At 37.7% G+C, this 14,539-nt stretch carries 14 protein-coding genes, 1 tRNA gene and 3 pseudogenes; 10 read left to right on the top strand and 8 right to left on the bottom strand.

Annotated elements, in window-relative coordinates:
* The first annotated feature begins 304 nt into the window (after window positions 1-304).
* Window positions 305-832 carry an HNH endonuclease gene (locus tag CWATDRAFT_RS22750; protein ID WP_007307205.1) on the top strand — a complete coding sequence of 176 codons (528 nt, stop codon included), beginning with the start codon at window positions 305-307 and terminating at the stop codon, window positions 830-832.
* A 137-nt stretch (window positions 833-969) separates the two neighbouring features.
* Here the strand turns inward: CWATDRAFT_RS22750 and CWATDRAFT_RS22745 are convergent.
* A pseudogene (locus tag CWATDRAFT_RS22745) lies at window positions 970-1,419 on the bottom strand (DUF4079 domain-containing protein); the annotation flags it as partial.
* Window positions 1,420-1,714: 295 nt separating this feature from the next.
* Here CWATDRAFT_RS22745 and CWATDRAFT_RS22740 point away from each other — a divergent pair.
* On the top strand, window positions 1,715-2,188 hold the full coding sequence (locus tag CWATDRAFT_RS22740; RefSeq protein ID WP_007307206.1) for a PAM68 family protein: 474 nt from the start codon (window positions 1,715-1,717) through the stop codon (window positions 2,186-2,188).
* A 76-nt stretch (window positions 2,189-2,264) separates the two neighbouring features.
* On the opposite strand, the gene CWATDRAFT_RS22735 is transcribed toward CWATDRAFT_RS22740, so the two are convergent.
* Window positions 2,265-2,666, bottom strand: coding sequence for a hypothetical protein (locus CWATDRAFT_RS22735; RefSeq protein ID WP_007307203.1), 402 nt, complete (start codon window positions 2,664-2,666; stop codon window positions 2,265-2,267).
* Window positions 2,667-2,742: 76 nt separating this feature from the next.
* On the bottom strand, window positions 2,743-2,925 hold the full coding sequence (locus CWATDRAFT_RS22730) for a DUF4278 domain-containing protein (protein WP_021831620.1): 183 nt from the start codon (window positions 2,923-2,925) through the stop codon (window positions 2,743-2,745).
* Between the two features lie 215 nt (window positions 2,926-3,140).
* On the opposite strand from CWATDRAFT_RS22730, the gene CWATDRAFT_RS22725 reads away from it, so the two are divergent.
* A complete protein-coding gene (locus CWATDRAFT_RS22725) occupies window positions 3,141-4,478 on the top strand; it encodes a hemolysin family protein (RefSeq protein WP_007307207.1) in 1,338 nt (445 codons plus the stop codon).
* Window positions 4,479-4,532: 54 nt separating this feature from the next.
* On the opposite strand, the gene CWATDRAFT_RS22720 is transcribed toward CWATDRAFT_RS22725, so the two are convergent.
* The 3 genes from CWATDRAFT_RS22720 to CWATDRAFT_RS22710 all read right to left on the bottom strand — a co-directional run bounded on the left by CWATDRAFT_RS22720 (window position 4,533) and on the right by CWATDRAFT_RS22710 (window position 7,398).
* The gene (locus tag CWATDRAFT_RS22720; RefSeq protein WP_007307202.1) at window positions 4,533-4,952 is read right to left on the bottom strand and encodes a hypothetical protein; all 420 of its coding nucleotides are present in this window, start codon (window positions 4,950-4,952) and stop codon (window positions 4,533-4,535) included.
* 1,085 nt (window positions 4,953-6,037) lie between these two features.
* A complete protein-coding gene (locus tag CWATDRAFT_RS22715) occupies window positions 6,038-6,853 on the bottom strand; it encodes a DUF4351 domain-containing protein (RefSeq protein WP_007307201.1) in 816 nt (271 codons plus the stop codon).
* A gap of 83 nt (window positions 6,854-6,936) precedes the next feature.
* Window positions 6,937-7,398, bottom strand: coding sequence for a single-stranded DNA-binding protein (locus tag CWATDRAFT_RS22710; RefSeq protein WP_007307200.1), 462 nt, complete (start codon window positions 7,396-7,398; stop codon window positions 6,937-6,939).
* Between the two features lie 103 nt (window positions 7,399-7,501).
* Here CWATDRAFT_RS22710 and CWATDRAFT_RS22705 point away from each other — a divergent pair, with 103 nt between their 5' ends.
* Window positions 7,502-7,774, top strand: coding sequence for a hypothetical protein (locus tag CWATDRAFT_RS22705; protein ID WP_007307208.1), 273 nt, complete (start codon window positions 7,502-7,504; stop codon window positions 7,772-7,774).
* Window positions 7,775-7,905: 131 nt separating this feature from the next.
* A tRNA-Ser gene (locus CWATDRAFT_RS22700) sits at window positions 7,906-7,991 on the top strand.
* Window positions 7,992-8,086: 95 nt separating this feature from the next.
* Here CWATDRAFT_RS22700 and secA read toward each other — a convergent pair.
* Window positions 8,087-10,891 carry a preprotein translocase subunit SecA gene (secA, locus tag CWATDRAFT_RS22695; RefSeq protein ID WP_007307199.1) on the bottom strand — a complete coding sequence of 935 codons (2,805 nt, stop codon included), beginning with the start codon at window positions 10,889-10,891 and terminating at the stop codon, window positions 8,087-8,089.
* A 459-nt stretch (window positions 10,892-11,350) separates the two neighbouring features.
* Here secA and CWATDRAFT_RS37580 point away from each other — a divergent pair, with 459 nt between their 5' ends.
* The gene (locus CWATDRAFT_RS37580) at window positions 11,351-11,557 is read left to right on the top strand and encodes a hypothetical protein (protein WP_021833301.1); all 207 of its coding nucleotides are present in this window, start codon (window positions 11,351-11,353) and stop codon (window positions 11,555-11,557) included.
* A 329-nt stretch (window positions 11,558-11,886) separates the two neighbouring features.
* Here CWATDRAFT_RS37580 and CWATDRAFT_RS22685 read toward each other — a convergent pair whose 3' ends face one another.
* Complete coding sequence (locus CWATDRAFT_RS22685) at window positions 11,887-12,207, bottom strand: ArsR/SmtB family transcription factor (protein ID WP_007307198.1); 321 nt, start codon at window positions 12,205-12,207, stop codon at window positions 11,887-11,889.
* Window positions 12,208-12,305: 98 nt separating this feature from the next.
* Here CWATDRAFT_RS22685 and CWATDRAFT_RS34405 point away from each other — a divergent pair, with 98 nt between their 5' ends.
* From CWATDRAFT_RS34405 to CWATDRAFT_RS22670, 4 genes and pseudogenes are all read left to right on the top strand, one after another.
* The gene (locus CWATDRAFT_RS34405) at window positions 12,306-12,467 is read left to right on the top strand and encodes a DUF2256 domain-containing protein (RefSeq protein ID WP_007307210.1); all 162 of its coding nucleotides are present in this window, start codon (window positions 12,306-12,308) and stop codon (window positions 12,465-12,467) included.
* Window positions 12,467-13,405 (top strand): isoaspartyl peptidase/L-asparaginase, encoded by a 939-nt coding sequence (locus tag CWATDRAFT_RS22680; RefSeq protein ID WP_007307211.1) that lies wholly within the window; start codon window positions 12,467-12,469, stop codon window positions 13,403-13,405. Before CWATDRAFT_RS34405 ends, CWATDRAFT_RS22680 begins: the two co-directional genes overlap by 1 nt.
* Window positions 13,406-13,457: 52 nt before the next feature.
* Window positions 13,458-13,748: pseudogene (locus tag CWATDRAFT_RS22675) on the top strand (DNA phosphorothioation-associated protein 4); the annotation flags it as partial.
* A gap of 95 nt (window positions 13,749-13,843) precedes the next feature.
* Window positions 13,844-14,500 (top strand): annotated as a pseudogene (locus tag CWATDRAFT_RS22670) (IS1634-like element ISCwa1 family transposase); the annotation flags it as partial.
* Window positions 14,501-14,539: the final 39 nt, after the last annotated feature.

Here is a 14,539-nt window from a genome sequence, read left to right as displayed (position 1 = left end):
CTCCCGTTCTTCTCCAACATGAATATCCCCTCTTATTGGGGCCCTCTGATACTACTCACGTTTTAGAACCGGTTCTCTAAGCCTTAAGTACCAAGNGGTAGGCATTCCCTGTGTGGTACAAGCTAGGCCATTTTAAAAGGGAATTCAAGGTCAATGGTTAAACACACCCCACAAGCAATTATTAATAACGTTACAAAACTGAATTGTTATTCCCGGACAATACTAGTTCACCACAAGCTTTTATAGAGGTCATTTAAGGCCAATAATAAGCCCCACAAGCAGCATTATTCGCAAGATTAATCCCATGATACTAAGATGGTGTAACTACTATCGAACGGTCGCAAGTAAGGAAACATTTGCATCCGAAAACAACGTACTATGGAATATGCTAAGAGCTTGGACAGTTAACAGGAAAAAGAAAAAAACACCATTGTATGAAGCCCTTAGAAAATATTTCTCATACGGAAAGTACGGAAAATGGACGTTTCAAACAGAAGAAGCAGTCCTCTACTATCATGCCGAAACGGAAATAAAGAGACATCAATTGGTTAAACCTGACGCATCACCTTATGACGGAAACTGGACTTACTGGAGTAAAAGACGGGGAACATATACCGGGACACCAGCTAGAGTATCAAGACTCTTAAAGAAACAAAAAGGTATATGCCCTCAATGTAAGCAACACTTCACACCTGAAGACTTGATAGAAGTTGACCACATTATCCCTAAATCGAAAGGTGGTTTGGATACATACAACAATCTTCAAGCTCTACATCGTCACTGTCATGAGGCCAAAAGCAAAAATGACTACCTCTATGATTGGCACTTATAATGGCTATGAATGGAAAGACGATGTATTAACAGTACCCTAGACAAGGGACTAATTGCCGAGAGCCGTGTGAGGTGAAAGTCTCACGCACGGTTCGGACTGGGAGTCGTGGTAGGTGACTACCACTTCGACCCCTAATTATACCATTCATTAGTCCGACGAAATACGTTATCTTGGCACCCTAAAATAACTATTCCCATGCCGGTTAAAGTTGCAAAAATTCCTCTCCATTTTGCTTCCCTGGCATTGTGGAGAAAATAAAGAGAAACAGCGGTTAAAACAAACATTAAAATTAGGAAAATAAATTGGAAAAAATTAGTCCCCCATAGTTGCTTTTTGATGATATCTTCCCCAATGGGATAAGCTAGTCCAAATAGAGTAATTGCTACTACCCCAGTGGATAACCAACGCCCTATTTTAACGTGTTCTGTTCCCACGATAGGAGGAATTTTACTTTTCTCTTTATTAGCAAGAGCTAAACGTCTTTGACGGGTTTGCCAGGAATAATAAGAAACAATACCAATCAAAGGAAAAACAAAAATAACCGCTAATGCAGGATGGATGATAAGTAAAAAATCGACAGGTTTCATATTAATCCGACCATGAATACTTAGTGATTGAATGTAGCATAAACAGGGCAATATTACAGGCTATAAACCTGTGTTACTGTATAATACTATATACTTATAAACTATAAAAATCTTAGCTTAAAATTTTATGAGAAAATCATAAGCAGTTGATTATATAGCTAACACAACTAACAACCATATTTTCAGAGACTACAGCTTTGACCGCTACAGTGGGTTAGAATTAATAGGGGTGTGTTGTTAATCACATTTTGATTGACCCTCAACCTTAATAATCTATAGTTTCATTTTAAAACTTATGGCAGATAATTCATCACGGAACACCATTCCATTTGAACCTGGGAATAAAAAAAAGAAGAAACAAAAGAAAAATCCAGAAACCGTTAAAAAGTCCGTTAAAAATTCCCAAAAAAAACAAAAAAGCTCTGATGATGCCAGTTTAAGTGCCATACCTGACAGCGTTAGTCAGAGAATGATCAAAAGAATGGCCATCTTTTCGGGTATTCCTACTGCGTTAGGAATGTCCTCATTTTTTATTTTTTATTGGGTTGTTACTAATGACTTGTTAGATATTCCTAATTCTGTCGTGGGTGCAATTAGTCTAGGATTATTTGGCTTAGGAGTTTTGGGATTAAGTTATGGTATATTTTCCGCCTCTTGGGATGAAAACCAGGTTGGTAGTTTGTGGGGATGGCAGGAATTTACTCAAAATTTAGGTCGTACTGTTAAAGCATGGCGTAATGCTCGAGAGGAAGCTACTAAAAAAAATTAATAACCTTAAATTCTCTAGAGTGGGTTAGGTGTATTGCTAATTTAGTTCAAAGCAGTTCACAGCCCACCAATTTAACCTAAATAAAACACAATCCACCCATCTGCTCAAATTCTTTTTCCAATAAACTAATTAACCATTCATCTCCTTTTAATTTGGCCGTTTTCATTCGTCTTTCTATGTTACGACAAAGGTTTTGTAAGTGAATTTTATCGACTTCATTGACGGTCAATTTTTCAGTAGGTTTTGCGAAAATAGGACACATTTGACCCTCTGAAACCTGAGAGATGATTACTTGAGATTCAATATGATAATCAGTGATTTTTTCCTGTTTCGATAAACTAGAATAATTTGGTCTAATATGTCTAGGATATTGATATTGCCATTTTTGCCCACTGTGTTTTTGGGTCACGGTTTGATAACCAAGATCCAGAGCATTTGATTGATCATTTTCCACAAAACCATGTTCTGAAAATTTCATTTCATATTTGGGTTTGAAACCCCCTCCTTTAAAAACGGCCTAAAAGTTGAATTATCCCCGAAATGATAATGACAAATTAATTTTGTAGATAATGGATACCCCGATAGGTCATAGGTTTGAGTCCATGACCATGACGAGATGAAGTACAAGGATGATTTTTCCAATGGATACCCCGATAGGTTCCTTCAAACTCTGTATTAGTTGGTTTTAAGGTCATAGGGTCATGATTATAACTGATTCCACGAAATGACAGTTTCATAATTGATTTTCCTCTGATCGCTTTTCCCCATCTTTCTCTATTGGATGAGAAAATTGAGGAGTTTAAAAATACTTTCTGTATCTATTGTTACACTTTTTTGAGAAAATGTCAGGACTTCATAAAAATTTAACTGAAGATGACCCTGTTTTTCGGGGATTAATAGTTGATACTAGAAATGGTCAGCTATCTTGAACCCAAGCTGAGATCAATTTTCTATGGTTGCGATCGCAAGCGAACTTCTGGTTATCCTTTTGTTGATTTTATTTAATGCTATCTTTGCCCTATCGGAAATAGCCCTAGTTTCCTCTCGTAAAATTCGTTTAGAGCAAATGAGTCTCCAAGGCGATCGACGGGCAAAAATCGCTCTAGAATTGGCCAATGACCCCAACCAGATTTTATCAACGGTACAGATTGGTATTACCCTGATTGGTATTTTAGCAGGGGTTTATGGTGGGGCGAACCTCTCGGCACATTTAACGGTGGTTTTACAGCGTGTTCCTGGGTTAATGGTCCACAGTGAAGCCATTTCTATCACGTTGGTTGTCCTCTGTTTAACCTATTTATCTCTAGTGATCGGAGAATTAGTGCCTAAACGTTTAGCTTTGAGTGATCCGGAGGGAATTGCTACATTAATGGCTTTTCCTTTGTTGTATATTTCTCGTTTAGTTGCTCCTATCGTTAATTTATTAGGGACTTCTACAGATTTTATTTTATCTTTATTGGGTATTACTACCACCATCAGCGAACCTCCTGTAACCCAAGAAGAAATTAAAGTGATGTTGAGACAGGGTAAAGAAGCAGGAATGTTTGAGGAAGTGGAACATGAGATGGTGGAGAGGGTTTTGCAGTTAGGCGATCGCAGAGTTAGCAGTTTAATGACAACTCGTCCCGAAATTATTTGGTTAAATTTAGAAGATTCTGCTGAGATTAATCGTCAGAAAATTATTCATAGTACCCATACTCGTTTTCCTGTTTGTCAAGGCAGTTTAGAAGAAGTATTAGGCATTGTTCAGGTAACTAATTTATTGTCTAATTGTTTAGGTTGTCAGCAGTTTGATTTAACGGCATCTTTAGGACAACCTTTATTAGTTCCTGATAGTACCTTGGGTTTAAAAGTCTTACAATTATTTCAACAAACGGGAAATCATATTGCTTTGGTAGTGGATGAATACGGTATTATTCAGGGATTAGTGACTATTAATGATATTTTGAAAGCTATTGTAGGGGATATTCCTCGCATTGATGAAACTATTATCCCTTCTATTGTGCGTCGAGAGGACGGTTCTTGGTTAATGGATGGAACCGTAGCAGTGGATGAGTTCAAAAAAGTATTTAGACTAAAAATGATTCCAGGAGAAAAACAGGGTAATTTCCACACATTAGGAGGATTTGTTATTACTTATTTAGGGAAAATTCCTAAAGCCGCTGATAGTTTTAATTGGAAAGGTTTAAAGTTTGAGGTTATGGATATGGATGGTAATCGTGTAGATAAGGTTTTAGTTATGCCTATTAGTGAACCCTTATTTAACCAAACAACTAATGATATTTATTAATAGAAAACAGGAAAAAATAGGTAGCTTTTTAACTCTATCTCCCCTTTTTCTCTATTAAAAGTTACTTCCATTTTGATAAAGTCGATCAATTTCTTGTTGTTGAAGTAGACGTTGATCAATGACAGCATCTTGTTGATTGAAGTTTTCAATTTGCTCAAGATACTGATTACAATTAGCATTAATAGGTGGGGGAGGAGTGGTCATAGTCCTCTCTAAACAAGCTCTTTCAGTGCGTTCCCGATGAAAATGTTGCAAAATCTTTTCGGGGGTTTGAAAATAGAGTTGACGATTATGACGCATATTTTCGCGGTGAATTTCTCCACCGCAGTTAATTGCCCCAGGAATACATTCCCTAGAAGGAATGGAAATATTCGGACCGATATTACGCAGTTGAGCATCAGCTTTTGCTGGCGTAATTAAACTGAGTCCTATGGTGGTTAAAGATATGAAAACAAGGCTATGATTAAGCTTCATAGAATTACCTCGTGATAGTTAATGAAAGTCTTTCCGGTTCACAGGTGTTCACCGACAAGCTATCGGTACCTAGTGACAAATTTTTATTACTTTAGAATGGACTTAACGGGTGTCTAGAACTTATTTATAGTTTCTTCTCTGATATCTTCTTTAGCTTGTGTTTTCGCCTATTTGAGAAGAGACAAATTTATTTAGACCACGTTATAACCACCATTATACTAACACTTAATTTAAAAGGAAGTCAATCTTTAACCGATTAGGTTTGGCCATAATTTGTAAACATTAGCAATATGGGGGCTTAATATTATCAAGCCCTAAAGATAAGATATAATCCCAGATCGTAGGGTGGGCAAATAATCCTCATTATCTATCAAGGATTGAGATCATAAGATTTGCCCACCCTACATTTTCAGTCATAGATCGTAGGGTGGGCAAACTCAAGTAAATAGAAAATTAATCATCAAACCTGTATGAGTTTGCCCACCACACCTAACTAAAGCGCAATAGAGAAAAGTGGTGGGCAAATAATCCTCATTATTTATCAAAAATTCAGATCATAAAATTTGCCCACCCTACATTTTCAGTCATAGATCGTAGGGTGGGCAAAATCAAGTAAATGAAAAATTAATCATCAAACCTGTGTGAGTTTGCTCACCACACCTAACTAAAGCGCAATAGAGAAAAGTGGTGGGCAAATAATCCTCATTATTTATCAAAAATTCAGATCATAAAATTTGCCCACCCTACATTTTCAGTCATAGATCGTAGGGTGGGCAAAATCAAGTAAATGAAAAATTAATCATCAAACCTGTGTGAGTTTGCCCACCACACCTAACTAAAGCGCAATAGAGAAAAGTGGTGGGCAAATAATCCTCATTATTTATCAAAAATTCAGATCATAAAATTTGCCCACCCTACATTTTCAGTCATAGATCGTAGGGTGGGCAAAATCAAGTAAATGAAAAATTAATCATCAAAACTGTGTGAGTTTGCCCACCACACCTAACTAAAGCGCAATAGAGAAAAGTGGTGGGCAAATAATCCTCATTATTTATCAAAAATTCAGATCATAAAATTTGCCCACCCTACTTTTTATCTAACCACTGATTTAAACTATTTAAGTCCGTAAAATCAAATAAAGCAAGGGATAAATCATCTAATTGACTAGAAGATAATTCTTTGATTTTTTGTTTAGTTGTTAGAGAAAGATTACCTAATTTTAGATTAAGTTGACGTAAAATCAAACTTTGTTTTCCCTCTATTTCTCCTTTCTTTTCTCTTTGTTCTCCTTCTGATTTTATTCTTTCTTCTGGAGTTGAATAACGTTCACCATTTTCATCGTACCAATATAACCATTCTCTTTCAATTCCTTGATAAATTCCTGTTTCTTTCCCTATTCCTAAATTTAATTCTGATAACCAGATGGGTTCACCTTGTAATAATTCATATTTTCCATTATTTAATTGATAAACTTCTAATCTGGGTTTTCTTTTCCGTAAAGGATTATAAATTACATAATATAAGACTCCCATTTCTGCATAAAAATCTTTCTTTTTAGTATATTCTTTTCTCCGTTTATGAGAAACCACTTCTAATACTAAAAGAGGAACCTTTTGTTCCTCCCATAAAACATAAGATAATCTTAAATCTTCATCAATAATACGAGGAACTCCAACACTTAAAAACCCATCAGGAACAATAGCCGGTTCATAGGGATCATAATAGATACCCATATCCACCCCAAAATACCAATCTTCTCTTTCTGACCAAATTAATGCCAGAATATCTAATAAAAGATGAGGAATTAAGTCTTGTAATTGATTATCCACAGGTGTATCATCAGAGTCTGGTAAATCTTCAGCAGAGGGGAGACAATGCTTAGGATTATAGTTTAATAACATGGCATTATTTTGAGTTAGTTAAGTCTCGTAGGGGCTTAATAATATTAAGCCCGACAAAAATTGTTTATACAACAAAAATTTTCTTAAAACGGAATGGGATCATCTTCGTTACTAGAAGAAGTTGGCATAGGTTGTGACTCATCCATATCGTAGCTATCTTGATCGTAACTACTATTTTTCCTTTGAGATGATTTAGCAGTATCCAAAGAAACCACATTATCCATAGAGGAAGGGTTAGTTACCCCATCCACAGGATAAAAGCGAGAAATCACTAACTCTGCTCGTTTTTCCTTAAACCCTTCCTTACGTTCAAAAGTATTCATGGATAAACGGCCTTCCAAAATTAAGCGATCGCCTTCGGTGCAAGTTTCTTTCATCTGTGTCGCTAAACCACCCCATCCCACCACTTTTAGGGTAGCAGGGGGATCTTCGCTTCGTCGGCCTGCAAACTCCACCAACATTTGTGCAACTTCTCTTTGATTATCCGAAGTATAGCGTAATTCAGGATTCCGAATGACTTTCGCCATCAACACGCAACTATTCATTTATTTAACTTCCAAGATCAACGGTATTACTATTTTATCACTCTGCACAAGCTCCAATTTTCACTCATAATAAGAAAGAAAGCATTTACCGCAAGGAGCATTAATGATTAGTATTGATTTAGCTTTAAAATACACTCCCCTCCCTATTTCTGTACAACGCAAAGAAGTTGAGGATGCACAAGCACTTTATGAGCAGATTGTCAACTCCCTGAAGTCAGGCACTTCTGAGTTAATTGAGTTAACTTGTGAGAAACAAACGGAAAAAAAAGTTGCTGTGATGAGCGATCAAATCAGTGCTGTTATCCTATCACAGAAAGATGGTAGTGCAGCAGCAGGAAGGGTTCCTGGTTTCTTTGCTCTAGCTGACGCAGAATAGTAAATAAAGTAAAAGGCAAGGGAAAAAGAGATATTTTCTTTTTTCCTTGGGCCTAGAAAATATTGCCTTAACTATGGTTTGGGGTTTGTCGGCGAAAAGCCAAAATCATGCTAGAATTGGGGATGAATTAAGGAGAGGTGGCAGAGTGGTCGAACGCGCCCGACTTGAAATCGGGTTTGGTTAATAGCCAACGTGGGTTCGAATCCCACCCTCTCCGCTTTTTGGAGTCAGAACTCAGAAGTGAGAAGTTGCCTATCCCTATAGTAGGGATAGGCAACTTCCTAAGTATTATTCTCCTTTGCCCTCAAGCAACTAAACTGCTTGGACTTGACTTTGGGGTTGGAACTGGAAGAGAGAATAAACGACATTACGACGGATATCGATCATCATCTCTAAGAACATTTCGTAACCTTCCTGTTTATATTCAATGAGAGGGTCTTTCTGTCCGTAACCTCGTAACCCAATAGACTCCCGTAGCGCGTCCATTGACTGTAAATGTTCACGCCATAGGGTGTCTATCTGTTGCAAAATAAAGAAACGTTCTGCTTCTCGCATCAAACCAGGACGAACTTTATCCACTTGGTCTTCTTTGATGTCATAAGCTTTACGAGCTTCTTCGTGGAGAAAGATTTTCATCTCTGGGACGGTCATATCTTCCATGTCTTCAGCAGTCATATCTTCGAGGAGATACACAAACTCTTTGACCTTACTAACTAAGTTTCCTACATCCCATTCTTCGGGGGGTAACTCAGGGTTAACATAAGCGTCGACAATTTCATCCATTGTCTTCTCCGCGTATTGTAGCACTTGTTCTTTGAGGTCTAACCCTTCGAGTACCCGTCGACGTTCGGCATAAATAGCCCTTCTCTGGTTATTCATCACCTCATCGTATTCAAACACCTGTTTACGGGTGTCATAGTAGAAGGTTTCAACTTTTTTCTGGGCCCCTTCTAGGGAACGGGTTAACATTTTCGACTCGATGGGCATATCTTCCTCAACTCGGAAGGCCTCCATTAACCCGGAAACGCGATCGCCTCCAAAAATTCTTAGTAAGTTATCTTCTAAACTTAAGAAAAATTTAGTTGACCCAGGATCTCCTTGTCGTCCGGCCCTTCCCCGTAACTGGTTATCGATGCGACGGGACTCGTGACGTTCAGTAGCAATAACATGGAGTCCTCCCTTTTCTACCACTTCTTCCTGTTCTTTGTCGGTCAATGCGTCGTATTCTTCACGGATGGCTTTATAAACTTCCCGTAATTTTTCAATCACAGGGTCATCTGTGGGAGCATTTTCCGAGGCGATCGCAATTTTTTCTTCCGCTTCTAGTTCGGATAAACTTTGCTGTCCATATTCAGTAACTGCAAATTTTACTGCTACTTTGATCAGGTTTTCGGTTTCTTGGGAGAGTTGGGTGGGGAAAATATCGGCTGAGGGTTGCCATTTTTTCTTTTTGCTATCTTCACCAAAGCCTTGAGGACGACGACTACCATTGCCTCCTGTACCCCCTGCCATCAGGTTATCATCTTCTGGCATAACAATTTGAGGCATAAGATATTCCCGAATTTTTAGGCGGGCCATGTAGTCGGAGTTCCCCCCTAAAATGATATCGGTTCCTCGTCCTGCCATATTCGTCGCAATGGTAACAGCTTGTTGTCTTCCTGCTTGAGCAACAATTTCTGATTCTCTTTCTACGTTTTCGGGGCGAGCATTGAGAATGTTATGGGGAATGTTACTTTGTTGCAATAGATTAGAAATAACTTCCGATTTTTCCACACTGGTAGTACCAACAAGAATGGGACGACCTTGTTCGTGTAGTTCTTCTACTTCTGCTGCTACGGCTTTCCATTTAGCTATTTCGTTCTTATAAACCACATCAGCATAGTCATAGCGTTGGGGGGGACGGTTAGTGGGAACGATAGTTACTTGTAGGTTATAGACCTTTTCTAGTTCCGTTTCTTCGGTTTTAGCAGTTCCTGTCATCCCTGAAAGTTTGTTGTATAACAGGAAGAAGTTTTGATAGGTAATGGTGGCCAGAGTTTGGGTTTCTTTTTGGATGGGAACCCCTTCTTTAGCTTCGATCGCCTGGTGCAGTCCATCACTCCAGCGTCTTCCTGCTAAAACACGACCTGTAAATTCATCAACGATGACCACTTCTTTATTCTTGACGATGTAATTAACATCTTTGGTGAATAATTCTTTGGCTTTGATGGCGTTAAAAATGTAGTGGGCCCAAGGGTTTTCTTGATCGTAGAGATCCGTTACTCCTAATAGTTGTTCTGCGTTTTCAAACCCTTGATCCGTCATCAAAACATTACGAGCTTTTTCGTCTACTTCGTAGTCTTTGGGATCTTCCTCGTTTTCTTGTAGCTCTAGTTTTTTGGCAATTTCAGCAGCTTGAAGATATTTTTCCGTTGGTCTTTCTACTTGACCGGAAATAATTAAAGGGGTACGAGCTTCATCGATTAAAATGGAGTCAACTTCGTCGATGATGCAATAATTGGAGGGTCGTTGTACAACTTCAGCCATAGCGGTGGCCATATTGTCCCGTAAATAGTCAAATCCTAGTTCGCTGTTGGTGGTATAGGTAACGTCACAAGCATAGTTTTTCTTCCGTTCTTCTGGGTTCATTCCCGACTGTATCAGTCCCACGGTTAACCCCAGAAAACGATGGACTTGTCCCATCCATTCTGCATCCCGTCTGGCTAAATAGTCGTTAACAGTAACAATATGAACCCCTTTGCCAGTCAGTCCGTTAAGATATGCCGGCAGGGTAGCAACGAGGGTTTTTCCTTCCCCTGTCTTCATCTCGGCTATTTGTCCTTGATGGAGTACCATTCCCCCCAGTAACTGTACGTCAAAGTGACGCATTCCTAAGACTCGTTTTCCTGCTTCTCGGACAACTGCAAAGGCTTCTGGGAGAATATCCTCTAAAATATCCTCTAATTCTTCATCGTTGTTGGCTTTATCCAACATTTCCCGAAATTCAACGGTTTTTTCCCTCAGTTTTTCGTCGGATAATTGCTGAATATCTTCTTCGAGTAAGTTGATTTCCGCAACGATGGGCTGTAATTTTTTGATTTTGCGGGTATTAGGATCGCCAAATAGAGCTTTAAGCATAAGGTATCGTTTTATTCTTTATTCTATTTTATATGGTAGGTTGTCTTATCTTCTTCTCTTATTATCCTCAATTTTGTCTTGAGTGTTGTTTTGCTTTTATTCAAATATTGCTTTAAATTATCTTATTAATAAAAATATATAACTTATTTTTATTGCTTTTTCTGCTTAATCTAACTTCACGAAAAAAGAGTTTTTGCTTATTTTCCTAAAATTTGCCCGAAAATGAAGACTTGTATTTTTGTAACTTTTCAGATATACTGTTTTTGGAATAGGATAGGCTCCTTGTGAGTAAAAACAACAACAAGATTGATAAAAGCCTCTATTTTTCGTACTTTTAACCCTGTTGGGCATCAAAATAAGAGCAAAAAGACTACTGCCACCGACTATAGTTTTTATGTTCTAATAAATAATTTTTGTAAACTGAACTTGACAAACTGTGGGGATTTAAGTGGAGTCAAGATGATACAAAATAAACCATTTTTGATAGTATTTTTGATAATTATCCTTTGTTTTTCTTTATTGATGTTAGGTTTAAGATTTAAAAAAGAGGATTTTTCTCGTTTAGTGTATGGAGTATTTAGAAGCAGTTTTATTGCTCAATTTCGACACAATAATTATCAAACAGATTACTACAAAAAGAAGGGGAGAGAAGTTGAGAGAGGGTAGTGTGAGCATCCTGCTTACTGTACTCACAATAAGCTAAGTACATATAACAATCAGTTATCAGTTGAGAGAATTAAGTCTGAGTAGAAGGTAACAGGGAACGGGGAACAGAGAAGAAAAGGAATATCTGATGAATCATTGCTGATTGCTATATTGAAAATGGTGGGTTACGGTGGGAATAAAAACATCATCAGTTGATGTTATGGAAGCATTTACTGTTGAAGATTTAGTCATCTTTTTTTATTAATTTGAGAATGTCATTATTATATTGCCATTCCCGATATTGTTAAGCTCAATAAATAGAAAACAAAACATTCTGAAAAAAATAAAAATCATTCACACGATGATGCCGGTAAAATATCTTTAACTTGTTGATATTGGGATAAATAGTTTTCAAGTAGGGCAAACTGAGACGAGTTTAAACGATAATAGATCCAACGTCCTTCTTGACGAGATCGCACTAACTGAGCATCCTTAAGATTTTTCAGATGAAAAGAAAGTTTAGATTGATTAATCTCTAATTTTTCACAAAGATCACAAACACATAATTCTTGGGTTTTTAGTAAGGACAAAACTTGTAAACGAATGGGATCAGATAAAGCCCGAAACCCTAATAAAATAGCAGATGAACTGTTAGAAGTTGCGATTACCATCAATAAGTAGTCAAAATAAGTCTATTGTTTTTATCATAAAACAATAGGCAACAACTGCTCACTGCTAACTGCTAACTGATAACTGATAACTGAAGTAAATGGCTCGTCAACGTTCAAAATCCGATTTACCTACAAAAATATGTCCTGTTTGTGGCCGTTCCTTTACATGGCGCAAAAAATGGGCCAGATGTTGGGATGATGTTAAGTATTGCTCCGAAAGATGTCGCCGAAGACGTTCTCAAATACAGGATAACAACTGATGACTACAACCCAACCCAAACTGATCATTCATGGTGGTGCTAGTTCCCTAAACGATAAGGGCGGTTTAGCCAAAGTGCGTCCCATCCTCCATAATATTGTCACCGAAGTTTATCAATTATTGAACAACGGGGGAACAGCAGTGGATGCAGTGGTTAGGGGTTGTCAGTTATTGGAAAATGAACCCAGTTTCAACGCCGGAACTGGTTCGGTACTGCAATCCGATGGACAAATTCGTATGAGTGCGTCGCTGATGGAAGGGTTGAATCAAACCTTTAGCGGTGTGATTAATATTTCCCGTGTCAAAAACCCCATCAACTTAGCCAAATATCTGCAAGATGAAAGCGATCGCATTCTCTCGGATATGGGGGCTATGGAATTAGCCAGAGAACTAAATATCCCCATTTATGACCCCTTAACCGAGTTTCGGGCTAAGGAATGGATAGCAGAGTGGAAAGACGATTTTCAGAGCAAAATGGGGCGTTTATTCGCCAGTACAGAGTCGAATGAAGCACGACGGGGAACCATTGGTGTAGTTGCGTTGGATAGTCAGGGCAAAATTGCTGCTGGTACTTCTACGGGAGGAAAAGGCTTAGAAAGAATTGGCCGGGTGAGTGATTCAGCCATGCCTGCTGGTAATTATGCTACGGCCGAGGCAGGGGTAAGTTGTACTGGTGTGGGGGAAGATATTGTTAACGAATGCTTGGCTGCGCGGGTAGTGATTCGGGTGGGAGATGGCTTATCTTTGCCCGATGCCATGGAAAAGTCGATGAAAGAGTCTAAAAAACGCGATCGGGACTTAGGGGCGATCGCACTGGCTCATAATGGTGTAATTAGTTGGGGGAAAACCAGCGAAATTTTACTGGCAGCTTATCATGATGGTTCAACCATTGGGGATACTTTAGAATGGCAAACAGAAGAATTGATGGGGCATTGCTAAAAATTGCTGAGGTGAAGTATGTCAAAATATTGGGGGAATCAACAATCAAAATATGGCAATTCATCGGATTAGAATTAGTAAAGATAAATCAGAATTAGTGCAATCTTTAGTCGATTTTAATGGAGGGGTTGGACCGTTCCAAACCTACGCAGATGTGGTTACTTTTGCCGCAACATTAGGGGCTAAATATAACAAGCGTATTCCTCTTAACATTATCTCCAAAGAACCAGCACCTATCAGCTTAGAAATTTTTGTTTCTCGGGGTTATGATACAGTGATTAAACTATTAGCGATCGCCGAAACCAATGATCCTAATATTCTCTCTCTTCATGATCTACAAGCCTGGGGTTAATAATTAAGTATAATTGCTTAAGCTCTTGAAGACAAAAAAGTGGGATAATTGCTTAAGTTGTTTCCTCTGTAAAAAAAGAGCGAAAAATGTCTTATTTAGAAGAAATACAAGTTAAAAATTTAGACCATTTAGGGATAGTAGCTGGTTTAATTGATGAAATAGGAATAGTCAAAATAATTAATAATAAATTAGGAATAGATGTTAGAGAAAAAATCTCAGCAGGTACAGTAGTTAAGTCTATTTTAATCAATGGACTAGGATTTGTTTCAAGACCTCTATATTTATTCAGTCAGTTTTTTCAAGATAAAGCCATTGAGAAATTGTTAGGAGAAAGAATTAAACCTGATTACCTTAATGATGATAAAATTGGGAGAGTAATAGATGAATTATATAAATATGGACTAAATGATATTTTTATTGAAGTAGTTTTAGAAGTAATTAAAAAATTTAAAATAGACCTTAAATACTCCCATTTAGATTCCACATCATTTCATTTAGATGGAGAATATAAAAGGGAAGAAGATAAAGAGAAACAGGAAGAAGAAAAAATTATTAAAGAAAGACCAATTTTTATTAAGAAAGGATATTCTCGGGATCATAGACCAGACTTAAAACAATGTGTCTTGGATTTAATAACAAGCCAAGATGGAGATATTCCATTATTTGTGAGAGTAGGAGATGGAAATGAATCTGATAAAGCTGTATTTGGAAAAGTTTTAGTAGAATTCAAAAAGCAAATAAAGTTGATATACTCATGTTTGTGATGGTCCGAGCTGATTTAA

The organism is Crocosphaera watsonii WH 8501 (assembly GCF_000167195.1).
GTDB lineage: Bacteria > Cyanobacteriota > Cyanobacteriia > Cyanobacteriales > Microcystaceae > Crocosphaera > Crocosphaera watsonii.
The sequence above is the reverse complement of the archived record's forward strand: the minus strand, read 5'-3'. Positions and strand labels throughout refer to the sequence as shown.